Source organism: Sediminibacter sp. Hel_I_10, from assembly GCF_000688335.1.
Lineage (GTDB): Bacteria > Bacteroidota > Bacteroidia > Flavobacteriales > Flavobacteriaceae > Psychroserpens.
The window spans coordinates 2,301,495-2,327,613 of the sequence record NZ_JHZX01000001.1; the positions used below are offsets into that span (position 1 = coordinate 2,301,495).

General features: G+C 36.8%; 22 protein-coding genes and 2 tRNA genes. 15 read left to right on the plus strand and 9 right to left on the minus strand.

Annotated elements, in window-relative coordinates; translation table 11 throughout:
* Positions 1-222: 222 nt before the first annotated feature.
* From clpX to P176_RS0110310, 6 genes are all read right to left on the minus strand, one after another.
* A complete protein-coding gene (gene clpX / locus P176_RS0110285; protein WP_026754631.1) occupies positions 223-1,455 on the minus strand; it encodes an ATP-dependent Clp protease ATP-binding subunit ClpX in 1,233 nt (410 codons plus the stop codon).
* A 150-nt stretch (positions 1,456-1,605) separates the two neighbouring features.
* The gene (clpP, locus tag P176_RS0110290; protein ID WP_026754632.1) at positions 1,606-2,283 is read right to left on the minus strand and encodes an ATP-dependent Clp endopeptidase proteolytic subunit ClpP; all 678 of its coding nucleotides are present in this window, start codon (positions 2,281-2,283) and stop codon (positions 1,606-1,608) included.
* A gap of 88 nt (positions 2,284-2,371) precedes the next feature.
* Entirely contained in the window at positions 2,372-3,694 is a 1,323-nt protein-coding gene (gene tig / locus P176_RS0110295; protein WP_026754633.1) for a trigger factor, read from the minus strand.
* Positions 3,695-3,774: 80 nt separating this feature from the next.
* A complete protein-coding gene (locus tag P176_RS0110300; protein WP_026754634.1) occupies positions 3,775-4,122 on the minus strand; it encodes a phage holin family protein in 348 nt (115 codons plus the stop codon).
* Positions 4,123-4,213: 91 nt separating this feature from the next.
* On the minus strand, positions 4,214-4,981 hold the full coding sequence (locus tag P176_RS0110305) for an alpha/beta fold hydrolase (RefSeq protein WP_026754635.1): 768 nt from the start codon (positions 4,979-4,981) through the stop codon (positions 4,214-4,216).
* A gap of 86 nt (positions 4,982-5,067) precedes the next feature.
* Complete coding sequence (locus P176_RS0110310) at positions 5,068-5,781, minus strand: pyridoxine 5'-phosphate synthase (protein ID WP_026754636.1); 714 nt, start codon at positions 5,779-5,781, stop codon at positions 5,068-5,070.
* A gap of 90 nt (positions 5,782-5,871) precedes the next feature.
* Here P176_RS0110310 and P176_RS0110315 point away from each other — a divergent pair, with 90 nt between their 5' ends.
* From P176_RS0110315 to murI, 8 genes are all read left to right on the plus strand, one after another.
* Complete coding sequence (locus P176_RS0110315) at positions 5,872-6,528, plus strand: CBS domain-containing protein (RefSeq protein WP_026754637.1); 657 nt, start codon at positions 5,872-5,874, stop codon at positions 6,526-6,528.
* A 5-nt stretch (positions 6,529-6,533) separates the two neighbouring features.
* Complete coding sequence (locus P176_RS0110320; protein ID WP_026754638.1) at positions 6,534-7,409, plus strand: NAD kinase; 876 nt, start codon at positions 6,534-6,536, stop codon at positions 7,407-7,409.
* 99 nt (positions 7,410-7,508) lie between these two features.
* Complete coding sequence (locus P176_RS0110325; RefSeq protein WP_026754639.1) at positions 7,509-8,198, plus strand: DUF6089 family protein; 690 nt, start codon at positions 7,509-7,511, stop codon at positions 8,196-8,198.
* Entirely contained in the window at positions 8,198-8,938 is a 741-nt protein-coding gene (locus P176_RS0110330; RefSeq protein ID WP_026754640.1) for an isoprenyl transferase, read from the plus strand. The genes P176_RS0110325 and P176_RS0110330 overlap by 1 nt, the downstream gene beginning before the upstream one ends.
* Before the next feature lie 10 nt (positions 8,939-8,948).
* Entirely contained in the window at positions 8,949-11,495 is a 2,547-nt protein-coding gene (bamA, locus tag P176_RS0110335) for an outer membrane protein assembly factor BamA (RefSeq protein WP_037348893.1), read from the plus strand.
* Between the two features lie 176 nt (positions 11,496-11,671).
* Positions 11,672-12,703, plus strand: coding sequence for an OmpH family outer membrane protein (locus tag P176_RS0110340; RefSeq protein ID WP_026754642.1), 1,032 nt, complete (start codon positions 11,672-11,674; stop codon positions 12,701-12,703).
* Between the two features lie 33 nt (positions 12,704-12,736).
* Entirely contained in the window at positions 12,737-13,246 is a 510-nt protein-coding gene (locus P176_RS0110345; protein ID WP_026754643.1) for an OmpH family outer membrane protein, read from the plus strand.
* A gap of 82 nt (positions 13,247-13,328) precedes the next feature.
* The gene (murI, locus tag P176_RS0110350) at positions 13,329-14,108 is read left to right on the plus strand and encodes a glutamate racemase (RefSeq protein WP_026754644.1); all 780 of its coding nucleotides are present in this window, start codon (positions 13,329-13,331) and stop codon (positions 14,106-14,108) included.
* Between the two features lie 432 nt (positions 14,109-14,540).
* Here murI and P176_RS0110355 read toward each other — a convergent pair whose 3' ends face one another.
* The 3 genes from P176_RS0110355 to P176_RS0110365 form a co-directional block, all read right to left on the minus strand.
* A complete protein-coding gene (locus P176_RS0110355) occupies positions 14,541-15,053 on the minus strand; it encodes a gamma carbonic anhydrase family protein (protein ID WP_026754645.1) in 513 nt (170 codons plus the stop codon).
* Between the two features lie 109 nt (positions 15,054-15,162).
* Entirely contained in the window at positions 15,163-15,897 is a 735-nt protein-coding gene (locus tag P176_RS0110360) for a LytTR family DNA-binding domain-containing protein (RefSeq protein WP_026754646.1), read from the minus strand.
* A gap of 67 nt (positions 15,898-15,964) precedes the next feature.
* Positions 15,965-16,531, minus strand: a complete 567-nt coding sequence (locus P176_RS0110365) for an RNA methyltransferase (protein ID WP_231481233.1) — start codon at positions 16,529-16,531, stop codon at positions 15,965-15,967.
* A 167-nt stretch (positions 16,532-16,698) separates the two neighbouring features.
* Here P176_RS0110365 and mutS point away from each other — a divergent pair, with 167 nt between their 5' ends.
* The 7 genes from mutS to P176_RS19285 all read left to right on the plus strand — a co-directional run bounded on the left by mutS (position 16,699) and on the right by P176_RS19285 (position 26,090).
* A complete protein-coding gene (mutS, locus tag P176_RS0110370) occupies positions 16,699-19,311 on the plus strand; it encodes a DNA mismatch repair protein MutS (RefSeq protein WP_026754648.1) in 2,613 nt (870 codons plus the stop codon).
* A gap of 94 nt (positions 19,312-19,405) precedes the next feature.
* Positions 19,406-19,477: transfer RNA gene (locus P176_RS0110375), tRNA-Gly, on the plus strand.
* A 43-nt stretch (positions 19,478-19,520) separates the two neighbouring features.
* Positions 19,521-19,605 (plus strand) — tRNA-Leu (locus P176_RS0110380).
* Positions 19,606-19,914: 309 nt separating this feature from the next.
* A complete protein-coding gene (locus P176_RS20015) occupies positions 19,915-23,196 on the plus strand; it encodes a sigma 54-interacting transcriptional regulator (protein WP_051605453.1) in 3,282 nt (1,093 codons plus the stop codon).
* Between the two features lie 164 nt (positions 23,197-23,360).
* On the plus strand, positions 23,361-23,822 hold the full coding sequence (locus P176_RS0110390) for a hypothetical protein (RefSeq protein ID WP_037348894.1): 462 nt from the start codon (positions 23,361-23,363) through the stop codon (positions 23,820-23,822).
* A complete protein-coding gene (locus P176_RS0110395; protein ID WP_197022158.1) occupies positions 23,788-25,653 on the plus strand; it encodes a PAS domain S-box protein in 1,866 nt (621 codons plus the stop codon). Before P176_RS0110390 ends, P176_RS0110395 begins: the two co-directional genes overlap by 35 nt.
* A complete protein-coding gene (locus tag P176_RS19285) occupies positions 25,650-26,090 on the plus strand; it encodes a response regulator (protein ID WP_037348895.1) in 441 nt (146 codons plus the stop codon). Before P176_RS0110395 ends, P176_RS19285 begins: the two co-directional genes overlap by 4 nt.
* Positions 26,091-26,119: the final 29 nt, after the last annotated feature.

Here is a 26,119-nt window from a genome sequence, read left to right on the forward strand (position 1 = left end):
TAACGAGTATTTGTGATCTTTTGTCCAAAACTGTTAAAATGCGTTTTTTTTATTAAAGAATGCATCTATATTAGCAGTATAGATATCAAGTAGCAGACTAATCCTCCCTCATTTTTTACTTGGTCTGCGACCAATTAATAGCAATATTAGTTCTTAATCCAGCTAAAAAAAACCACTCTGTAAAAGAGTGGTTTTGCTTTTTTAAATACTTAGTACTCTTAGTTAGGAGACCGCCTTCAACTTCTTCAACGTTGTTTTGGTCAACTTATCTTCTGCATAAGATTTAGTGACATTAAGTTTTTTCTCATCACCACTAGGGAGATCATACATAGCATCGGTCAAAATATCTTCACAGAGCGATCGTAATCCTCTTGCGCCTAATTTATACTCAATAGCTTTGGTAACTATATAATCCAATGCTCCATCTGTTATAGAGAATTCAACATCATCCATTTCAAACAGTTTTCTGTATTGTTTGATAATGGCGTTTTTAGGCTCTGTTAAAATAGCTCTCAAGGTTTTGGCGTCTAAAGGATCCATGTAAGTTAGTACAGGGAGACGACCAATGATTTCTGGTATTAATCCAAAATCTTTTAAATCCTTCGGAATAATGTATTGCAATAAATTATCTAGGTCTACAGCATCATTATCGTGAGCGGCCTTATAACCTATAGCAGAAAGATTAAGGCGTTTGGATATTTTTCTATCAATACCATCAAAAGCACCACCTGCAATAAACAAGATGTGTTCTGTATTGACTTCAATAAATTTTTGATCTGGATGTTTACGGCCTCCTTTTGGCGGTACGTTTACTGTAGTACCTTCCAACAGCTTTAATAAAGCTTGCTGTACGCCTTCTCCAGAAACGTCACGTGTAATGGATGGATTGTCACTCTTACGGGCAATTTTATCAATCTCATCTATAAATACGATGCCTTTTTCAGCTTTTTCAAGATTATAATCGGCAGCTTGCAATAATCGGGTCAAAATACTTTCAACATCTTCACCAACATAACCCGCTTCGGTCAATACCGTAGCATCCACTATTGCTAAAGGAACGTTAAGCATTCTAGCGACCGTTTTAGCCATAAGGGTTTTACCGGTACCGGTTTGCCCTACCATGATGATATTACTTTTTTGTATTTCGATATCATCATCAGATGCTGGCTGTAATAAACGTTTGTAATGATTATATACTGCTACAGACATCACTTTTTTAGTATATTCTTGACCAATAATATATTCGTCAAGAAACCCTTTGATTTGCTGAGGTTTTCTCAACACCAATTCTGAAGACAGATCGGCATTATCACTTTGTTTAGATTCCTCTAAAACAATACCGTGTGCCTGCTCGATGCAACGATCACAAATATGCGCATCTAAGCCTGCAATCAATAAATTGGTTTCTGGCTTTTTCCTACCACAAAATGAACATTCTAATTCTTCCTTTGCCATATTTTAATTTCAATGTTGCGTTTCAAACTTCAAAATTCAGTTGAAATTCAAAGGCTTGAGTGCAACGTGTTCTCATTGTTGTTTAATCACGGGTTGTACGCCTCTTAACGTAAATTTCAGATGGCTCACATTTCCGTAGTTAATTGATTTTTAGGCGTCACGAGATAATACCTCGTCTATCATACCGTAATCTTTAGCTTGTTGTGCTTTCATCCAATAATCACGATCACTATCATCGTAGACTTTATCGTAATCTTGTCCAGAATGCTTAGCAATTATTTTGTAAAGCTCTTCTTTTAGGGTGACAATCTCGCGTGCTGTAATTTCTATATCACTCGCTTGACCTTGAGCACCTCCTAAAGGTTGGTGAATCATAACACGACTATGGGTTAAGCCACTGCGCTTTCCTTTTGTGCCAGCACATAATAAGACGGCACCCATAGATGCTGCCATACCTGTACAAATGGTAGCAACGTCTGGCTTGATCAGTTGCATGGTATCATAAATACCCAATCCTGCATAAACACTACCTCCTGGTGAGTTGATGTAAATTTGAATATCTTTTGCAGCATCTGTACTTTCTAAAAACAAAAGTTGTGCTTGTATAATATTAGCGACTTGATCGTTAATGCCTGTGCCCATAAAGATGATGCGATCCATCATAAGACGTGAAAACACATCCATAGCCACCGCATTCATTTGACGCTCCTCAATAATATTTGGAGTCAAATTTGTAGGGTACATGCTGCTCATGATCTTGTCATAATAGGTACTGCTGATCCCTTGATCTTTTATTGCGAATTTTTCGAATTCTTTTCCGTAATTCATAAATTGATATTATCGTTTATTTTTCTAAAACAAAAGAGCGTAAAACTGTTTGTTTTACGCTCAAATATACTAATTATTTAGTCGAATCTTAGCTGTAAAACTCTTTTACAAAATCATCGTAAGTTATTTCTTTTGTCTTTAAATTAGCTTCTGCTTTGTAAAGGTTTAACAGTTTGGTGCTCATTAATTGCTCAGACAAACGTTTTACTTCATCTTTATTAGACAAAATTCTAGCGGCAATGCCTTCTAGTTCCTCATCGCTAGGGTTCATTTGACCAAACTGTGCCATTTGCGTTTTGATCATTTCTGTAGCGTGAGCTTTTAAATCTTCAAACTTAACCTGTAAATCATGCTTCTCAATAAGTTTACCTTCTATAAGTTGGTAACGCATGCTTTTTTCAGACTTTTCGTATTCTTCTTTAGCTTGATCTGCATCAATTTGCTCTTCACCGGCAGTCTGCATCCATTTTTGTAGAAAAGATGCTGGTAGGTCAAATTTGGTGTTATCTACTAAATATTCAGTCACATCATTCAGTAACTTTTGGTCACCTTGTTGCTTGAACTGCTTCTCAGAATCTTCCTTGATTTTTTCTTTGAGTTCGGTAACAGAGGTTACTTCGCCTTTTCCAAACAATTTATCAAAAAGCTCTTGGTCTAAATCTGCCAACTCACGTGTGTTGATTTCGTTGATGGTAAAGTTGACGTCAATATCTAAACCGTGAACATCATCATGAGACACCTTTAGAAAGGTCATCAAATCATGATCATCGTTAAACAATTTCTTAGTGTTAAGTGTGATCACATCACCAACTTTAGCGCCAATAAATTGTTTTTCTGTTGTTTTCCCTTTGAATTTATCTAAGGTAATGGTTGTAGAGTTGTTAATCTCTTTCTCTTCATTTTCAAAAACTCCAGTAATTTCAGAATCTTTGGTTACTGCATCTTGAGAGATTATTTTTCCGTATTGTTTTCTAATCTGCTCTACTTGGTTGTCTAGCATCTTGTCATCTGCCACAATATTGTAGTGCGTGATTGCTTTTTTGCCTTTTAAGGTCACCTCAAATTCTGGGGCTAAGCCTAGTTCAAACTCAAAAGAAAACGCATCAGAATCCCAATCTAGATCATCTTGAGGCTTAGGGAGTGGGTTTCCGAGAACGTCCAATTTCTCTTCAGTAAGATACTTGTTAAGTGCATCTTGAAGTAATTTGTTAACTTCATCTACCAAAACAGCTTTACCGTACTGCTTTTTAACCATGGTCATTGGTACATGGCCTTTTCTAAACCCAGGGATATTGGCCGATTTACGGTAATCGATTAATATTTTTTCTACCTTATCGCTATAGTCTTCTTTAGCGATATCTACTTTTACCACAGCGTTTAGCTCGTCTATGTTTTCTCTAGTGATGTTCATTGTTTCTCAAATCAAAATTGGGCTGCAAAAATAAGATATTTTTTACAACCCAACAATTATTTAACTTACTGAATGTTAGTCTATTTTTTCTCGTCATTCAAAAGAGAATAGGCCACAGATTGGCAAATGGACAATAAGATGCTAAACAAAAGCGCAATCCAAAACCCGCTCACTCCAAAACCGTCTATAAAGGCATCTGCCAATAAAATTATCAAGGCGTTAATAACCAAAAGGAAAAGGCCTAAGGTCACAATGGTAATAGGGATGGTCAACACCACTAAGATGGGCTTTACTATGGCGTTGAGTATGGCAAGAACGATGGCTACGATGATTGCGGCGCCAAATCCGCTCACTGCAACTCCAGGTAAAAAATTGGCTAATAATACAACGAGTACTGCCGTTATGAGAAGACGAATGATGAGGTTCATGATATTGTATTTAATTGGATTACGTTGTCTAATATACTTAAATAAGTGTCTTTTAGAAAAAGCTTATGACATAACCTGAGCGGGATGTCGTTTATTTTTGAATAAAATTTATGACGGCATCGTAAAAATCATCAGGATTTTCAGCATGTAGCCAATGGCCAGCATTACTTATGGTTTCAATAGACGCTGATGGAAAATGTTGTTTAATGAGCGTTTCATCACTTGGCATCACATATTCGCTTTTGTCTCCTTTTAAGAACAAGGTAGCCTTCTCAAACCTGGCATGAATGGGCAATGCTTCTCCAACTTCGGAAACATTAGCTTTTAAGGCTTCTAGGTTTAAGCGTAAGGCCAATGTTCCTTTCTCGATCCAATATAGATTTTTAAGTAAAAAGAGACGGGTTCCAGTATCTGATATATAGTGCGCTAGTTTTTTATCTGCCGAGCCTCTACTTTTTAGGGTTTTGAAATCAAGACTGCTTAAACCCTCTAAGATGGTATCATGGTGCACTGGGTAATACCGCGGCGTGATATCTGCCACCATTAATTTAGAAACCAATTCTGGATACAGACAAGCAAAAAGCATGGCGGTTTTTCCTCCCATAGAGTGTCCTAATAGTAAGACGTCTTTGAGTTGATGTGTGTCGCAATAGGATTTTAGATCTTCGGCCAAGACCTCGTAGTTAAAATGATCATCATGAAAACTTCGGCCGTGGTTACGTTGGTCTATCAAGTGCATCTCAAAACCAGCCTCACTAAACTTATTACCTAGTGTTTTCCAGTTATCGCTCATGCCAAGAAAGCCATGAAGAATGATAAATGGTTTGCCTTTACCTAATATTTGAGAGTGAAGTGTCATGTATTGATATGTATTAAACGATTTAGATTTCCGAAGCAGTTGTGAAGCTATTAAAAACCGATTGGATTGCTGCCTGTTACTATTACTTATTTCAAACGGTGTAAATACATTTGAATAACGTTTTCTATACCAAGATATAAACTTTCTGCAACGAGAGCATGCCCTATGGAGACTTCTAATAATCCCGGGATATTAGCTTTAAAAAACTGAATATTATCTAAGGAGAGATCATGTCCGGCATTGATGCCCAATCCAATCTCATTGGCTATTTCTGCGGCTTTGATAAAAGGTTCTATAGCTTTTTGATTTCCTAAGCCATATTGATGAGCAAAACTCTCAGTGTACAATTCAATTCTATCAGTTCCAGTGGCTTTGGCATGTTCTATCATGTGCACATTGGGATCTACAAAAATAGACGTTCTGATGCCATTTGCTTTAAACTCTGAAATGACCTCGGTTAAAAATGCTTTATGCTTAACGGTGTCCCAACCTGCGTTAGAGGTAATGGCATCTTCTGCATCTGGAACTAAAGTCACCTGGGTTGGTTTTACTTCTAGTACCAAATCCATAAATGAGGTTACGGGATTGCCCTCAACATTGAACTCTGTGTAGACTTCTGGCTTTAGGTCCCTAGTGTCTTGATATTTAATATGGCGTTCATCTGGTCTTGGATGTACGGTAACGCCTTGCGCACCAAAACGCTGAACATCTTTAGCAAACTGCACAACGTTGGGGGTATTGCCACCTCGAGAATTTCTAAGCGTGGCGATTTTATTAATATTTACACTTAATTTGGTCATAACCTTCTTGGTTTTGTTCACAAAAATACAAAGTAGCACATGCTTTGAACTGGTAATTTTTAATTAATTTGCAAAGAAATGACAGTACGCATGCCACTACAAGAATACTTGATTAATGACATAAAGCCATTGAACATCAATGATAAGATCAGTGACTTAAAAATGATGTTTAATGAATTGACTTACTCACATATTCCTATTGAAAATAATGGGGTGTATATGGGATGTATTTCTGAGACCGATGCCCATTGCTTTGAAAGCCATAAAACGATTATTGACTGCGGTCATGCACTCGAATCTTTTTTTGTTCGGATAGATACCAATTGGTTGGATGTGCTCGAAACATTTGCTCAAAATTCCTGTAACATCATGCCTGTTTTAGATCGGGAAAATGTGTATTGCGGTTATTATGAGCTCAACGATATTATTGGCCTTTTTAATCAAACCCCTTTCTTTGCTGAGCCTGGTGGTGTTTTAATTTTAGAAACAGGAGTTCAGGATTATTCCTTTAGTGAAATTAGTCAAATCGTAGAATCAAATGACGCCAAGATTTTGGGCGCTTTTGTTTCAAAACTAGAAAAAGATATTATTCAAATTACCTTGAAAATTGGAGTTTCTGGACTCAATGACGTGATACAGACCTTTAGAAGGTACAGTTATAATATTATTTCGGGACATGAAGAAGATACCTACGTTGAAAATTTGAAGGAACGATCAGAATATCTTAAAAAATACCTAGACATATAGCAGTTATGAAAGTTGCGGTTTATAGTCAATACTATCCAGAGAAATCTACTGAGTATTATGAAGAATTGATTGAAATTCTTTTAAAGAATAACGTTTCTGTTTTTGTTGAATCTAATTTTCATTCCAAGATTGAAACAAATAATCCTGCTTTAGCAAACCTGCAAACGTTTACTGAGCTAGATAAAAGTTTTGATTTATTGATAAGTGTTGGAGGCGATGGTACCATCCTAAGGGCAATAACCTTTATACATGATTTCTCTATACCAATTGTTGGGGTCAATACGGGGCGTTTGGGTTTTTTAGCTACCATTCAAACAACAGATGTGGAAAGTGCCTTAAAACATATACTGAATGGAAACTATAAAATTTCAGAACGATCGGTGTTATCTGTAGAAACCCACCCAGAAAACAAACTGCTTCACGAAAGTAATTTTGCACTTAACGAGATTACCTTAAGCCGAAAAAATACAACGTCAATGATTTCTGTAGACACCCATTTAGATGATGAGTTTCTCACTTCTTATTGGGCAGATGGGTTGATTGTATCTACACCTACAGGATCTACAGGGTATTCTTTGAGTTGTGGAGGACCTGTTATTACACCTAATGCCAAGAGTTTGGTGCTTACGCCTATTGCGCCTCATAATCTTAATGCGAGACCTTTGGTGATACCCGACGATACCGTTGTGACCTTAAAGGTAAATGGAAGGGAGGACCATTATTTAATGTCTTTAGATTCTAGAATTGTCACTTTGCATAATGACACTACCGTAATTATTAAAAAGGCTCACTTCAAAATTAAGATGGTCGAGCTACTAGATGAAAGCTTTTTAGACACCCTCAGAAAAAAAATGCTTTGGGGCGAAGACCGAAGAAATTAAACAATAAATCCTCACTAAAACTGTTTATTGCAATGACTAATGGCCACATCTTACGACGGTCACGTCATAATTGTTATATTTGCAAACTTTTAAAAATCTATGAGGTATTTAATCTTGTTTTTATTAAGTATATGTTTTGTGCCATTAAGTAGGGCGCAAATCTATGAGGTCGGTATTTTTGCTGGAGGCAGTAATTTTATTGGTGATGTTGGGGCTACTAACTATATCTCACCAAATGATGTGGCACTGGGTGCCATATTAAAATGGAACAGAAGTCCTAGACACTCATGGAGATTATCTGTTATTTATGCAGATTTGGAAGGGGTTGATTCAAAGTCTGATGATCCAAGACGAAACGAACGCGATTATAGTTTTGACACCAACCTTTTGGAAATCTCGGCAGGGATGGAATTTACTTTTTTTGATTTCAACTTGCATGAGTCTGGTACTAAATTTACGCCCTATATGTATACTGGGATTAGTACGGCATTACATGATAATTATTATTTTGAGGCAGATGGCACTTATACTAATGAAGGTACTGAAAGTTGGGCCTTTGGGATCCCTATGATTTTGGGGGCTAAGACCAACATATCAAATCACTTTATATTGGGTTTTGAGGTTGGAGCGCGTTATACGTTTTCAGATGAATTAGATGGTAGTGTGCCAGATGACCCCAACATAGAGAGTCTGAGTTTTGGTAATACCAATAGTAATGACTGGTATGTGTTTACCGGTTTTACCTTAACCTATACATTTGGCCAAAGGCCTTGTTATTGCAATTTCTGATGGATTTTAAAACACAAATAAAAAACGACAAATTGCCACGTCATCTCGCCATCATCATGGATGGTAATGGACGTTGGGCAAAACAGCAAGGTTTACTAAGAGTTGTTGGTCATGAAAGTGGCACCAAATCTGTGCGTGAAGTTGTTGAGGCTTGCGCCGAAATAGGAATCAAACATCTCACACTTTATGCCTTCTCTACTGAAAACTGGAAACGACCAAAATTAGAGGTGCAAACCCTAATGAAGTTGTTAGTAAAAAGCTTGAAAAAGGAAATTGCCACATTACAGGACAATAATATTAAACTAGCGGCCATTGGTAACCTTCAGGATCTTCCCAAAAAAGCCCATACCGAACTCTTAGAAGTCATCGAAAAAACAAAAAGCAACGGCCAAATGACCCTTACTTTAGCCTTGAGCTATGGCTCTAGGGAAGAGATCGTTTCTGTTGTAAAACAATTAACAGATAAAGTTAAAAATAATATAATTTCCGTAGAAAGCATTGACGAATCGATTATTAATAAGCATCTTTACACGCAAAATTTGCCAGACGTCGATTTGTTGATTAGAACTAGCGGAGAGCATAGAATAAGCAACTTTCTGCTATGGCAAATAGCCTATGCCGAGCTTTATTTTACAAATATTCTTTGGCCTGATTTTACTAAGAACGATCTCTATGAAGCTCTAATTAATTATCAAAATAGAGAGCGACGTTTCGGAAAAACAAGCGAACAGATTAGCTAAAAATTTACTTTTGAAAACATACATCCAATCTTTACTTATTGCAGTTGCCCTTATTTTTTCTAGTGTTGCATTTGCTCAGCAATCTGATTTTAATAAAGGTAAAACCTACATCTTAGAAGACGTTACCGTAACAGGTAATACCAATTTTAGTCCCGCTACTATTATTTCTTTTTCACGACTTAAAAAAGGAGAGGAAATAGTGATTCCTGGGGAAGATATCAGTAAGGCCATCAAAAAATTATGGGACTCTAATCTGTTTAGTAGTATAGACGTTTACTTGGCAAAGGTAGAGGGGAATAAGGCCTATCTGGAAATCAATCTTTTTGATTTGCCAGAATTACGCGATGTCACTATTGAGGGCATAAAGAAAGGAAAGCACGAGTCTATTATAAAAGATAATGGTTTAACAAAAGGGACCAAGGTTACAGAGAACTTGATAACCACCACTAAAAACTATTTGACCAATAAATATAAGAAAGACGGTTTTCTAAAGGCTAAAGTCAACGTTAATACGAGAGAAGTTAAAGATGACTCTATTGAAAAGAGTCGTGTAGACATGCTCGTCTATATTGATAGAGGCGAAAAGGTAAAAATTAAAGAGATTGTTTTTGATGGTAATGAGAAGATTTCTGACAAGAAATTGAGAAAAGCCATGAAAAACACGAAACAGAAAAATATTTTCAGAATTTTAAAACGCTCTAAGTACATCAAGCAAGATTATAAGGAAGATTTGGTGAACGTTATTGATAAGTATAAGGAAAACGGTTATCGAGATGCTCGTGTCATTTCAGATTCAATTTCCTATATTGATGATAAAACCATTGCACTTAATATTAAAGTTGAGGAGGGTGAGCAGTATAAATTTGGGAAAATCACCTTTGTTGGAAATAGTGTGTACACAGATCAACAGTTAAAATCTGTTTTAAAAATTAACGAAGGGACGACCTATAATGGTGTGGAACTTCGTAAAAGAATTGCTGATGACACCAAGCCTGATGCCTTAGATTTAACAAATTTGTATCAGGATAGCGGTTACTTGTTCTCCACTATTAACCCCGTGGAAGTTAGTGCAGAAGGTAATGTGATTGATCTTGAAATTAGAATTTCCGAAGGTAAACCGGCATATTTTAATCAAGTTTCGGTATCTGGTAATGATAAAACCAATGATCACGTCATTTATCGTGAATTAAGAACAAAACCAGGTCAGCTTTATAAAAAGAGTAATGTCATTAGAACCATTAGAGAGCTTGGTCAGTTAGGATTTTTTGACGCACAACAGCTTACCCCTAACATGAAAAATTTCAACACTCAAGACGGTACGGTTGATATCGAGTATGAAGTTGTAGAGCGTGGGTCTAGCCAAATTGAACTTCAAGGAGGTTATGGTGGCGGTGGCTTTATTGGTACACTTGGGTTGTCATTTAACAACTTTGCCATAAAAGACATTTTTAATAAAGAAGCTTACAAGCCAATTCCTGCGGGAGATGGACAGAGTTTAGCCTTACGTTTACAAGCATCACGTTTCTTTCAGACTTATAGCTTTTCATTTTCAGAACCTTGGTTGGGAGGCAAGCGCCCTGTGCAATTTTCGACCTCTATATCTCATACCAAACAGTTTCTTTACAACGCGCAGACTAGAGATGCTGATAAAGATAAACGTTTTAACATCACAGGGATCTCGGTAGGTATTGCAAAACGATTGAAAGTACCAGATGATTATTTTCAATTGTCCCAATCGATAGGTTTACAGCATTATGATTTGAAAAATTATAATACGGGCTTGTTTACGTTTGGAAATGGATATTCTAATAACCTATCTTATACAGTTGGTTTGACTAGGAATGATACGAGAACGGATCCTATTTATCCAACCGCAGGATCTAACTTCTCCGTAAGTGCTAAGTTGTCGCTTCCATATTCTCTTTTTAATTCTGTAGATTATGAAGGATTGAGAGAGGAGCGAAACAACTTAGATAGAAATATACCTGAAGAAGCTGCTCGAGTTGGGGAGATTGACCAAGAGTTCTATAAGTGGTTAGAATTCTATAAGATTAAATTTAAAGGTGACTGGTATACTAACCCGATTGATAAATTGGTATTAAAATCAGGTTTAGAATTTGGTTTCTTAGGGGCTTATAATCAAGATCGAGGTATTATACCTTTCGAAAGATTCTTTTTAGGGGGTGACGGTCTTGGTAATTTCTCTTTGGATGGACGTGAGGTTATCCAATTGAGAGGTTATCCAAATCAATCCTTGTCTTCACAAGATGGTGGTACTATATATAATAAATTCTCATTAGAGTTGCGTTATCCTATAACGCTTGGTGCACAAGCTAAAATCTACGGACTCACATTTGCTGAAGCTGGAGCTTCTTTTGATAATTTCAGGGATTTTAATCCGTTCAATTTAAATCGTTCGGCAGGAGCAGGTATTAGAATTTTTATGCCAGCCTTTGGTCTTTTAGGGATTGATTTTGGTTATGGATTTGATGCACTTCCTGGTCAAACCGGCAGCAACGGATTGGAAACACACTTCATTATCGGACAACAATTTTAACTTTGGCACGATATTTTCTAACTGATATATCAACAATAAGACGATTAACATTGTTGTGTTAAAATTTTTCAGAATATATTTCGTTAATTTGAAAACTCTAATCAATGGCAGTATCGTAAGTTACGTATGTCATTTTGAAATTAGGGATAAGATCAATAAAGCATAAAACGAAACAGATGAAATCTAAAGTTCTTTTTATAATGTTCTTGCTAGGTTTAACTAGCATTGCCAGCCATGCACAACGGGGTGTTAGAATTGGTTATATCGATACCGAATATATTTTACAGAATGTTCCTGAATATCAAGAAGCTTCCAATCAATTAGATCAAAAGGTCCAACAATGGAAAGCCGATATCGAACAGCGTTTAGGAGTGATTGACACCAAAAAGAAACAACTCAACAATGAGCGTATCTTATTAACTAAGGAGCTTTATGAAGAGCGTCTAGAAGATATTTCTTTTGAAGAGGCAGAGATCTTAGATTATCAGCAAAAGCGTTTTGGGCCTAGTGGTGATTTAATGATCCAAAAGCAGCAGTTAATGCAACCGATCCAAGACCAAATCTTTGCAGCGGTTCAAGAGATTGCCGGTAATAAAAAATATGATTTCATTTTTGATAAGTCGGCCGATGTGGTGATGTTGTACTCTGCAGAACGATATGATATCAGTGAGTTGATCATTAGAAGCATCACACGTTCATCAAAACGAACTCAGGCGAATACAAGAGAGGAGCGTAAAGCAGCTAATGAAGAAGACGTGGTACCAGAAATCAATGAAGAGTTAGAGGCTCGTGAAAAGGCTATTGAAGAAAAGCAATCTGCGCGTCAAAAATTAATTGAAGAACGTCGCGAAGCACAACAGAAACGTCGTGACTCATTAAAAGATGCGGCCGAGGCAAGACGTCAAAAAATTCTTGACGAACGTGAAGCAGCTAAGACTGATCGCGATAGTGCCCAAGGAGGAACTCAAGATAGAAAATCTGATGTTTCAAAAGAGCCTACAGATGATGCCAAAGATAAGACGCCAGACTCAGAGAAAACACCAGAGCAAATTGCTGAAGAAAAACGTCAGGCAAAATTAAAAGACAGAGAAGAACGTAAAAAAGCGCTTGAAGAGCGCAAACAAAAAATATTAGAAGCACGTAAAAAAGCGAAAGAAGAACGGGAAGCCCAAAAGAAAGAAAACGATTCAGTTCCCGAGAACAACTAAAAACAATAATTATAACACGTAACAAATTGAAAAATGAAACATTTTAAGACACTATTATTTGCAGCCATACTCTTTGTTGGTACAACTAGCCTTGCAACAGCACAAAGTAAAATCGCGCATATCAATACTACAGATTTGGTGCAAGCCATGCCAGAAATGAAAACTGCACAAGCTGAGATCGAGAAATTGACCAAGACTTACGAAGCAGACATCAAAACAATGGCAACTGAGCTTCAAACAAAAATTAAGCAATACCAATCTGAGGTAGATACTAAAACCGAAGAAGAGAATACAGGTAGAGCTCAAGAGGTACAACAAATGGAACAAAGCATCCGTCAGTACCAAGGTCAAGCACAACAAGATCTTGCTAAAAAGGAAGAAGCGTTGTTAAAGCCTATTTTTGAAAAAGCAAAGATGGCTATCCAGAAGGTTGCTAAAGCACAAGGATTTCAATACGTTTTAGACTCAACTCAAGGTGGAGGTGTATTGGTTTCTGACGGTAAAGACCTTATGGCAGACGTCAAAAAAGAATTAGGATTCTAATTCTAATTAAAAAATAATTTTCACAAGGAAGCCACTTTTATAAGGTGGCTTTCTTATTTTTAGTCAAGCCTAAACCGTATTTATGAAGGAAAGTCCAATTGGTATATTTGACTCTGGTATTGGAGGGACGTCTATTTTTAAAGAAATTAGAACACTGCTGCCTTACGAGCACTCGATCTATTTAGCAGACAGCGCCAATGCTCCTTACGGGATTAAAAGCAGGGAGGCCATTATTGCATTAAGCGTTAAGAATACAGAGTTTCTTTTAGAGCGCGATTGTAAGCTTATTGTGGTTGCTTGTAACACTGCCACAACCAATGCCATAAAAACCCTTAGAGAACGCTATGATGTGCCGTTTATAGGTATTGAACCGGCCATTAAGCCTGCTGCACTCAACACAGCCACCAAAGCTGTTGGTATTCTTGCTACCAAGGGCACACTGTCAAGCGAATTATTTCATCAAACTACAGATTTGTATAGTAAAGATATCGCTGTTATTGAGCAGGAGGGTCAAGGTATTGTGGAGTTGATAGAAGCTGGTGAAACCAATTCTTCGGCAATGGAAGCCCTTTTAAAAGAGTACTTAAAGCCTATGATAGCGGCAAATATTGATTACTTGGTGCTGGGCTGTACGCATTATCCCTACTTGATCCCAATGCTGTCTCAAATGCTGCCCAGCCACGTTAAGATTATTGATTCTGGCCAAGCAGTGGCCAAACAAACCAAGGCTGTTTTAGAACAGCGCCAATTATTGAACATAAACAACGAGACACCAAAACAGCTCTTTTATTCCAACGGAAATGTAAAGGTTTTGGATGCTATTTTAGAGCATCGTTATGCCGTAAATTATTTAAATTTTTAGTTGTGATGTTTTTTTTGTTTATACTAAGGCCCTTATGAGGTCACTTTTATTCATCTACAATGCAAATTCTGGTTTGGGAAATACCATTCTTGATATTTAGGGTACAAATTATTTAGCCTCAAGTAAGTCTGCATGCCATCTTTGTGATAGGACTTATGGCATTTTTACTGAAAATGAAGCTTGGAAAAAGTTCAGGCAACTTACAGCTCTTGATCTTCAATTTTATCATATTGACGAATTTGAACGGGTATTTCCAAAACAATCTTTCGAATATCCTATACTATTAACTTCGGAAAACGGACAATTAAAGTCATTTCTCAGTGCTAAAGAGATCAATCAACTTAAAATATTTCGAAGCATTAATTGATAGCATAGAAACTCAATTTTCCGAAGAAAAGATTAACGATTTATAGATTGAATTAGGGCTAGATTTTACTTGAGCCAGCTACTGTAGGTGACGTAATTGTCTGCAATACGATGAATTTCATCTGTTAAAAGTTCTTGGCTAATGTCTTTTACTTTCTTTGCGGGAATGCCTGCATAAATACTTCCAGAAGCCACAACGGTATTTTTTGTAACTACTGCACCCGCAGCGATAATGCTGTTGCTTTCAATAATACAATCATCCATAACAATACTTCCCATACCAATAAGCACATTGTCATGCACCGTACAACCATGAACTATGGCATTGTGGCCAATAGAGACATTATTGCCAATAGTGGTTGGTGATTTTTGATAGGTTGCGTGAATTACAGCCCCGTCTTGCACGTTGACTTTATTGCCCATTTTGATAAAATGCACATCGCCTCTAATCACAGCATTAAACCAAACGCTGCAGTGGTTGCCCATAGTAACCTCACCAATGATGGTGGCATTTTCGGCGATAAAACAATTTTCAGGAATTTGTGGGTGTTTTCCGTTGACGGGTTTTATTATGGGCATAGCTTGATTTTAAAAATTGAAACTTTTATTTGAAATTATGAGTTATGTTGAATTGGATGTCAACAGCGATCGTATTGTTTAAATGAAAATCCTTCCACTTGAAAATGTATCATTTAAAATAAGAGAGTAATCCTGATTTTTTTGAAGCAGAAACCATGATTTCCTTACCATTGCTTAAAATAACGCTGCCACCTTTGCCCTTAACATATTTGGTGATTTCATTAACATTCACCAAATAGCTTTTATGCACTCTTGCAAAACCCCTTTCGGTCAGGGCATCTTCAAAATATTTTAAGGTTTTGCTAACAAGCTTCTTCTTTTGGTTGTTGAGGTAGATCTCGGTGTAATTATCATCAGCTTTACAATATAAAATATCAGCAGTTTCTAAAACATCAAAACCATCCTGTTGGGGGATGGTGATTTTACCATGTACACCAGCCGTTTTGGGAACCAGCACTTCGTCTTGAAGCGCATCTTCTTTAATTCGTGTTTCAGTCACATAATCCACCGCCTTTATAAGCTCATCTATAGAAATAGGTTTCATTAAATAGTAAGAAGCGTGAGCATTCAAGGCTTCAACGGCATAATGGTTATAAGCGGTTACAAAAACAGTTTCAAAATTAATATCTCCTACCTTATCTAAAAGGTCAAAGGCGTTACCATAAGGCATTTCAACATCAAGAAACACAAGATCGAGCTCATTGTTTCTAATGAGCGTGAGCGCTTCGTCTACATTAGCAGCTTCCCCTAAAATATCGACATTAGGACAGTATTTTTGAAGATAATTCTTAAGGATTTCCCTGCTGGTTTCTTCATCTTCAACAATGATAGATTTTAACTTCATTTAGCTTTCGATTTTGGGTTTCGCCTGTTGTTGGGATTATTTATAAAATGCGATTTTAAATAGACCTTTAGTGCTTCAACTTAGTAAAAATATCCCAAACCACAACACCGCAACTCACTGAAATATTTAGAGAATGTTTGGTACCATACTGCGGTATTTCCAGAACCAGATCACTGTTGTTCACAACATCTTGAGCCACCCCTTTTACTTCGTTACCAAAAACGAGCGCATAGGTGTGGTTGGGATCTGGTTTAAAATCATTGAGCATAGTGGCGTGTTCTGCTTGTTCAATGGCTATAATTTTTATATCTTTTTCTTTCAATTGATTGATGACGTCCATCGTGCTTTCAGCATATTCCCAAGCCACGGTCTCGGTACTTCCCAAGGCCGTTTTTCTAATATCATTGTGGGGAGGTGTTGCCGTAATGCCGCAGAGGTATATGTTTTGAATAAGAAAAGCATCACTCGTTCTAAAGACAGAGCCAATGTTGTTAAGACTTCTAATGTTGTCAAGAATGATAATAATAGGGGTCTTCTTAGCGTCTTTAAAGGTTTCGGGATCTAAACGATCCAATTCGCTATTTTTAAGTTTTCTGGTCACAGGTGTTCCGTTTTTGTCGATATGCGCATTCACTTGATGCTGTCTTCGCCTATATAGGCTTAATCAAGATTAAATATGCGTATTAATTATTAACAGTTGTAGATAACTTATGAAGGTTGGGTTTTAAAAAACTTCAAATTATAAGTACCTTGTGCTGGTTGAAATTACGACTGTTTTCCTAACAAAAATACACAATTCCCTTGGCTAAAAAAGTAAAAAAGGAAACCCCTTTAATGAAACAATACAATGCCATCAAGGTGAAATATCCTGATGCCCTATTGCTATTTAGAGTAGGTGATTTTTACGAGACCTTTGGAGAAGATGCCGTAAAGGCCTCAAAAATTTTAGATATCATTCTTACCAAACGAGGAGCTGGTAGTGAAACAGAGACCGCGCTTGCTGGGTTTCCGCACCATTCTTTAAATAACTATTTGCCAAAATTGGTAAAAGCCGGTTGCCGTGTGGCCATTTGTGATCAATTGGAAGATCCAAAGCAAACCAAGACCATAGTGAAACGTGGCGTTACCGAGTTGGTAACACCAGGAGTGGCGCTTAATGATGATATCTTAAATTCTAAGACCAATAACTTTTTAGCTGCTGTTGATTTTGGGGCTCAGCTTATTGGCGTCGCCTTTTTAGATGTCTCTACCGGTGAGTTTTTTATGTCTCAAGGTCAAGCAGACTACATAGATAAACTGCTACAAAACTTTAGACCCAGTGAGGTATTGGTCTCTAAGCCAAATAAGCAAAAATTTAACACCCATTTTGGTAAAGACTTTCATGCTTTTTTTCTGGAAGATTGGGTGTTTCAAGATGATTATGCCAATGAGACCTTGCTTAAACATTTTAATACCAAAACCTTAAAGGGTTTTGGTGTAGAAGATTTGTATGAGGGGATAATAGCATCTGGTGCCATACTGCATTATCTTGGAGAAACACAACATCACAAATTACAGCATATTACCGCTGTAAAACGTTTAAATAAGGGGGAGCACGTTTGGATGGATCGCTTTACGATCAAGAATCTTGAGCTCTACCAATCTACCAATGCCAATGCCATCACGCTCATTCAAGTTATTGATAAAACCATTTCTCCAATGGGTGGTCGTTTGTTGAAACGGTGGCTAGCCTTGCCTTTGATTAATTTAAAACAGATCAACCAGCGCCATGACGTGGTATCCTTTTTAAATAAAGAACCCCAATTACTTCATAAATTTCAGCATCAACTCAAACAAATTGGAGATATTGAGCGGCTCATTTCTAAGGTAGCAACGGGTAAAATCTGTCCGCGAGAGGTCGTTCAGCTTAAAAATGCATTAGATGCGATAGTCCCAATAAAAAGCTTGGCTTCAGAGTCTAAGGATCCTTCTTTAAACCTTATAGGAGACGCTATAGAAACCTGTGAAGCACTGAGAGCGCGCATCAAAAAGACCATAAATGAGGAGGCTCCGGTTAATATCCTTAAAGGAAACACGATTTGTTCTGATTTTTCTTCGGAATTGAAAGAATTACGAGATTTGTCTGCCTCAGGAAAGAGTTATTTAGACAATATGTTAGAGCGCGAGAGCAAGCGCACTGGAATTACATCTCTTAAAATTGCTTCTAATAATGTCTTTGGGTATTACATTGAAGTGCGACATACCCATAAAGATAAAGTACCTGCAGATTGGATTAGAAAACAAACTTTAGTAAGTGCTGAACGCTATATCACTGAAGAACTGAAGGAATATGAAACCAAGATCTTAGGAGCCGAGGAACGCATCTTATTGATTGAACAACAGTTGTTCGCGGAGTTGGTGAATGATATGATGCGTTTTATTAAACCTGTACAGCACAATGCAGCCTTAGTGGCCGAGTTGGATTGCCTCTGTGGATTTGCACAATTGGCTACAGAAAATCATTATAGCAGGCCACAGATTAACGATGATCATGTTTTAGATATCAAAAACGGCAGGCATCCAGTAATAGAAAAACAGTTACCTCATGGCGAGCCCTATATTGCCAATGATGTGTATCTCGACCGGGAAGAGCAACAAATTATAATGATAACGGGGCCAAATATGTCTGGTAAATCGGCCATCTTGAGACAAACAGCGCTTATCGTTTTGTTAGCTCAAATGGGGAGTTTTGTACCCGCAGAAGCGGCGACTATAGGATTGACCGATAAGATTTTTACCAGAGTAGGTGCCAGTGATAACATCTCGATGGGAGAATCTACCTTTATGGTAGAGATGAATGAGACAGCCTCTATTTTAAATAATGTTTCAGATCGAAGTTTAGTGCTCTTAGATGAGATTGGTAGGGGTACCAGTACTTATGACGGGATTTCAATTGCGTGGGCTATTAGTGAATATCTGCATGAACACCCAAGTAAGGCCAAAACGCTTTTTGCTACCCATTATCATGAGCTCAACGAGATGTCGACCACGTTTAAGCGTATCAAGAATTTTAACGTCTCTGTAAAAGAATTAAAAGATAATGTCTTATTTCTTCGGAAATTGGTAGAGGGTGGTAGCGAACACAGTTTTGGAATTCACGTCGCTAAAATGGCAGGAATGCCGCAACAAGTGATTCATCGCGCCAATAAAATATTGAAGCAACTGGAGAAATCACATTCTAGTGATGCGCTTACAGATAAGGTCAAAACTTTGGATAATGAGATGCAGTTGAGCTTTTTTAATTTGGATGATCCTTTGTTAGAGCGCATTAGAGAGGATATTGTAAATATTGATATCAATACTTTAACTCCTGTTGAGGCCTTGATGAAACTGAATGAGATCAAGCGCATGTTGCTTAAAAAGAAGCAAGCTTAAAAAAACTCCAATTTTTCTTAAAAAGGCTTTGCGTTTCTGATAAAAATCTTAAATTTGCCCTCGCAATTATTGCGAATGTTCTTATACATTTTATGCGAAAGTAGCTCAGGGGTAGAGCATCACCTTGCCAAGGTGGGGGTCGCGGGTTCAAATCCCGTCTTTCGCTCTTTAAAGATAAATTCCAATGTCATGCCGAAAGGCTTGATGACGCTGAAGTGGTGGAATTGGTAGACACGTTGGACTTAAAATCCAATGTCCGTTTAGGACGTACGGGTTCAAGTCCCGTCTTCAGTACTTAAAAAACCGAAACATGTATTTGTTTCGGTTTTTTTGTGTCTATATCCCAGTTATTTATCTCCTATTTCAAACAGATGTTTTAAGTTTTACTGATTTGAATTTATCTATAAAATACATTTCACGAAGTTTTTTTAGTAAATTTCTGTAAAAAACGAGGTTTTTATGTTAAAATTTGATTATATTAACATATTGTTCTCCACCATTAGTTTGTTGTATTGAAAGAGCCCTAAAAGCATTTTCAAAATAAATTTTTTAGCTCTTTTGATTGAGTTGAGTTCGAAGTTTAATTCGCAGAAATATCATCAAATGAGTTCCTCTAAAAATAATTCGGTACCACCAGATATAAGTTTATTCTCTTCTTCGGAAGGTATTTATGCTAAGGTTTTTTATAATAGTCCTATTCCTAAATCAATTTCCAACGATCAAGATCGAAGACTGGTTGATGTCAACCAGTCATGGGAGCGGTTCACGGGCTATAAGCGGGAAGAGGTATTAGGAAAAAAAATAGAAGACTTAAAATTGATCTCATTTAGCGAAGCAGATTCCATACATAGCATGCTTTCAAAAAAAGAGATTCTTCAATCTTATGAAATTAGAGTAAAAAGAAAAAACGGAAGGTCTGCTTTTGGTTTAGCTACATTTCAATTAGTGACCATTAATCATAATGTTTACATCCAATCGTCAATATTAGATATTAGTGAGCTTAAGAAATCTCAAAATGAACTTTCTATTGCTCAAAATTTTTCAAATCAGCTCATAGACAATATGCATGAGTCCCTTGTGGTTTATGATTTAGATTTGAAATGCGTAAGGGTAAATAAAGCCTATTGCGACCTCACAGGATTTAAAGAGGCAGATATTGTGGGAAAAAAGCAACCGTTCCCGCATTGGCCACCAGAACATTTTGATGTTATCATGAGATATGTATCTCAAGGTGTAAAAAATGGCATCGTCAAAGATCAGTTGGTTTTCAAGAAAGCCAATGGCGAACGCTTTGAAGCAGCTATGGCCTCTACTAAAATAACTAATATAGAAGGCAAAACCATCGGTTTCGTTTCTACCGCTGTAGATATTTCAGAGAGGATTCAATTTCAGAAGAAATTAAAGCTGGCGTCCGAGAAAGCGATTGAAAAAAAAGAAGCAATATTACAATTAGTAGAGTTTGTAGGTCAGGATTTTGAAAAGGTTCTAAAAAAAATCACAGCGATTTCGGCTAAGGTTTTAAATATCCCGAGGGTAAGTATCTGGCAGTTTAATAATGATCATACCCAAATCAATTGCCTAAATGCATATCACTTAAACCCTGACCAGTTTAAAAATCACACAACATTGAAAACTAAAAAATACCCTAATTACTTTGAGTCTTTTTATGCCAATAAGTTAATCAATGTTAGTGATGTTAAGGATAGTTATTTGTCAGCTTCGTTTATTAAGGATTACTTAGACCCTCATGGTATCACATCACTTTTGGATATTTTTATTAAAGGGGTAGATGCTGTTTTTGGTGTAATCTGTTTTGAACATATTGGAGGACCAAGAAAGTGGACCGATGAAGAGGTTGAATTTGTGACCATGATTGCGAGCATTGTGTCTTTAGTGGTTGAAAATAATGAACGAAAGAAAATTCAAAAAAAGTTATTGCTTGAAAAAGAGTTTTCCGAAGAATTAATTGGTTCTATGCAAGAGGGCATTTCCATTGTAAATCCTAAAGGAGAAACCATACGGGTGAACGATGCCTTTTGCAAAATGACTGGTTTTACCGAGAAAGAACTGCTAGGAGAAAAACCGCCGTTTAAATATTGGCCACCAGAGCACGAGACTTCCATAAAAAAATCCTTTGAAGATCTTTTTCAGCAGAAAAAAGTCATTAATGAGTTGACGTTTATGACTAAAAAGGGGAAGCGTTTTCCTGTATCCTTAGCGCTCTCAACGGTGAAATCAAAGAAAGGAGCGCCAGTGGCTTATTTTACGACGGCTACAGACATGAGCCAAAGAGTGAAAAATGAAGCGAAACTCCAAGAACGTATACAGACGTCCCAAGAACGAAAGCGGGTTATTTCAGAATTGGTAACCTTAATAGGTCAGGATTATGATACCGTGATTAAACGAATAGCTAAGTTGTCTTCTGAAGCGCTTAGTGCAGATCGCGTAACCATTTGGAAATATGAAGGTGATGATTGTCATTTGTTTAAAAAACTTAGTTATAATATAAAGGATCAACGCTTTGAAAAGGGAGGTGCGGTAATAAACACAAAAGATTTCCCAGAGTATTTTGAGATTTTTAAATCTAAGTCGCTTTTAAATGTTCGCAATATTAAAAATCATCCCGCAAGGGCATTGTTAGAGCATCCTTCTGAAGTCACTTCTTGTCTTGATGCTGTAATTCATGGAAAAAACAGAGCCTATGGTTTGATTTGCTTTGAAGCCTCAGGCCCAGAAGTGGTGTATACCGATCAGGAAGAGAATTTTGCGGCCTCTGTGGCCACTATCATTTCGCTTATGGTTGAGGCACGAGATCGTATGGAGGCCGAAGACCGATTGATTAAAGCCAATGATAAACTGCTCAGCGTCAATGCCGAGTTAAATACGCTCAAAAAAGAGTTAGAGCAACAAAATGTTTATCTCAGAGAAGAAATTGGTTTGGCGTTTAATTATGAGGAAATGGTTTACAGTAGTGACGCCTTTAGCCAAGTATTAACAAATGTGGAGACGGTGGCGCATACAAAGGCTACTGTTTTACTCTTAGGCGAATCTGGTACAGGAAAAGAATTGTTGGCCAGAGCCATCCACAACATAAGTGATAGAAATACTAAGCCATTGATAAAAGTCAATTGTGCGGCAATCCCTAGAGAACTTATAGAGAGCGAGCTGTTTGGGCATAAAAAAGGGTCGTTTACAGGTGCTTTTACTGATAAGCTAGGTAAATTTATGCTTGCCGATGGAGGCACATTGTTTTTAGATGAAATTGGGGAACTGCCCTTGGAGATGCAGCCCAAGTTGCTAAGAGCTATTCAAGAATCTGAAATTGAACAAATAGGGAGTTCTAAAATAGAAAAGGTAGATATCAGGATTATTGCAGCTACCAATAAGGATCTTAAAAAAGAAGTAGCACAGAAAAATTTTAGGGAAGACCTCTACTTTAGAATTAATGTTTTTCCTATACACATCCCGCCACTACGGGAAAGGGCAGAAGACATTCCTATCTTAATAGAGCATTTTGTAAATAAGTATAGCAAAGACTATAATAAGAAATTAAAATACATCTCTGAGGAAGCAAAACTAAATTTGCAAACCTATGCTTGGCCAGGCAATGTACGCGAATTGGAAAACCTCATACAGCGTGCCGTTATTTTGTCTAAAGAAGATCGTCTAGAATTACCCGATATCGGTTCTTCTTCAAGTGAACAACTCATCTCGTCAACGACGTTAACTCTAGATGAGGTACAACGTTTGCATATTTTGAAAACGCTTCAAAAGTGTAAGTGGAAAATTGATGGTACCGACGGCGCTGCGCAAAGTTTAGACTTAAAGCCCAGCACACTTAGAGATAAAATGAAAAAACTTCAAATTGTAAGACCGTCTAACTAACGGTATACCGTGTAATTAAAAATGAGGCAATATAAGCTCGCGGTTAACCGTGGGATCAATTCTACGGTATGAATTTCTTCTGTTTTTAAACCTCTCGGCAATAGCTGTTTAAAATAGTTTTTGATGATTTTAAAAGATTTGGCATGTAAATAGCTCTTCCAATCATGGCGCAAAAAGCTATGCTTATGGAAGATGAACGTATCATTGAATTTAATCACGCTAAATTTTGGTGTAGTAATGATATTCTTTTTTGTGAGTTTAAGGATTCAGCAGTTGGCTGCACTTTAACTAAGGAAAGGGCAGAAGCTTTTATAAAAGCGATTGATAGTCTTACTGAAAAAGTACCAATGCCATTTTTAATAATTGTAAATGGTGCTTTGGGAAGTTTTACCTCAGAAGCTGCTACACTGTTTGCTACCAGTCCTATTTTAAAAAACGTAAGAATTTGTGAAGCCTATCTAATTAAGAAGATAAATGGTAAGCTCATTGTTAATTCTTATAAGCGGCTCTATGAGCCTAAAACCCCATTTCACTTTTTTAATAACCTAATTGATGCCATGCAATTTTGTATGGCATCAAAAAATGATTTTTATGCAAGTCCCAAAGCTTCAAAACGAGAATTTTAAAAAACAGAAACATGACTTATTTAATTCCCTTGACAACCAGCTAACCATTTCTGTAAATGATAAGTATGGTAGAATAACCTACGCTAATACTAATTTTTGCAGGTTATTGGGAGTTAAGCTAGAGTTCTTAATTGGTGAGACCAATGAGCTGCTAAAGTCGCATTTACATACTGATGGGATTTACAGAAATTTATGGTCTACCATTCGAAAAGGTGGAAATTGGGAAGGCGTGCTCTTTTATAAGAAATCTGAAATCAATTTTTATTGGTTAAAAACAACCATTACACCACTACGGGATGCCGTTGGGACTATTACTGGGTATCTTTCAATATATCATGATATCACAGATTATTATCAAAAGGAAATTACCGACGATACCGTCGTGGTAGGAGAAAGCACCTCTTTAAAAGCTATTACAGATGTTATATTATCTATAAACCAAAGAGGAAAAATAATAAAGGCCATTGGTGTTGAGAATCAAAAGAATTATGATAATCTCATCGGTTCTTACGTGTATGATTTTATTGATTCTGAGTATCATCAAGGAGCAAAACATAAGATCAAAGAGGTTTTTCAAGATGGCAATATTGAGGAGTTTCAGTTTATGTCCAGTCCAACTGATGTGGAGCGCGCTTTGTTTATTTCAACAATAAGCCCTGTGGCCAACAGCTTTGAAGAGGTTAGTTTCGTTAATATTTCAACCGAAAGAAAAACCAGTGATATCGAAACGTTTAGTGAGTTGAAAGCTGTAGAAACAAAGTATAAAACTATTTTTAAATCCATTAGCGCTGGCGCTATCGTGATCACAGATCATGTAGGAACTATTGTTGAATGGAATAAGGGCGCCGAGTTGACCTTTGGGTATACAGAAGCTGAAGTTTTAGGTCAATCCCTGGCTATCCTAATCCCAAACCAACATATCGATAAGGGAAAAAAGGAACTGTTTCGAATCAAGGAACGTATTAAAATGAATAGCGAAGAGGGGTCGTTGGAAATTTTAGGTCTAAAGAAAAATGGAACTGAGTTTCCTTTAGAATTTGCTGGTAGTAGCTGGTTTTGCGGCAAAAATAGATATTACTGTGCGATGATGTTAGAAACAACCAAACGTAAGAGTTTAGAAAATAAACTAAAACAAAAAACAATAGATCTAGAAACATTTTTGTACCGCTCGGCTCATGATCTTAAAGCACCTTTAACTTCTGTTGAAGGCTTGCTTAATCTTTTGAGGGATGATGTCATAGATGAGCAATTGGCTTCTGTGATTGATATGTTGGATATAAGTCTGGAAAAGGGAAAACTGATGTTGGATAACCTTGCTTTTGCCTCTAGAATTTCGCAACATAAAAAACGGGTGTCTGTCGTAGATTTTAAAAGCGAATTAGAAACGGCGCTTCAGGTTTTAAGCAACTTGGAAAAATTTGAGGACATTGAATTTCGTATTCAAATTGATCAAGCCATATCCTTTTGCTGTAATGTAACCCTAATACGTGCCATATTTCAAAATATTATTAATAATGCGATTATCTATAGTAAACCCTTAGCTCAAAATCACAAACCCTTTATTTCTGTTGAAATAGAACAGTATCCAGATAAAGTTGAAATTCTAATTTCGGATAACGGGTTAGGCATTCGAAAAAAACATATCGATAAAATTTTCAATCTTTATTATAGAGCTAGTAATGAAGGTGGTCAGGGCTCCGGTCTAGGTTTGTATATCGTTAAATGTATTGTGGAGGATTTAAATGGAACCATAACCGTATCCAGTAAATTACACAAAGGCACAGAGTTTAAAATAGAATTACCCCATCTCCCTAAAACAGCGACACTATGATTTCAAACATTATGATTATTGACGATAATAAAATTGATTTATTTATAGGTCAAAAAATTATTGAAAAGTACAATCCAGAGATCCAGGTAAGGAGTTTTAATAATGCTATTTCTGCACTGAATTTTTTAAAAGTATCAGCACTAAAAAACTGCTCAAAAACCATTTCACCGCCAGATTTAATTCTATTGGATATCAACATGCCCCAAATGGATGGTTTCGAATTTATGGAGGCCTTCAAAAAGATGAAGCTTATGGATGCGGCTATAAAAATTGTGGTGCTCTCATCATCGCTTTGTCATGATGACTTGGACAAGGTCAAAAACGAGCAACATTGTTTAGGTTATGTCTCAAAGCCCATAACTGTAGATAAATTGAGAGATGTTATTGAGAAAAAATCACATAATCATGACAATGACATTTCTGGAACATTTTTTTGAGTATAGTCTAAAATCTGCTTAAAATTTGA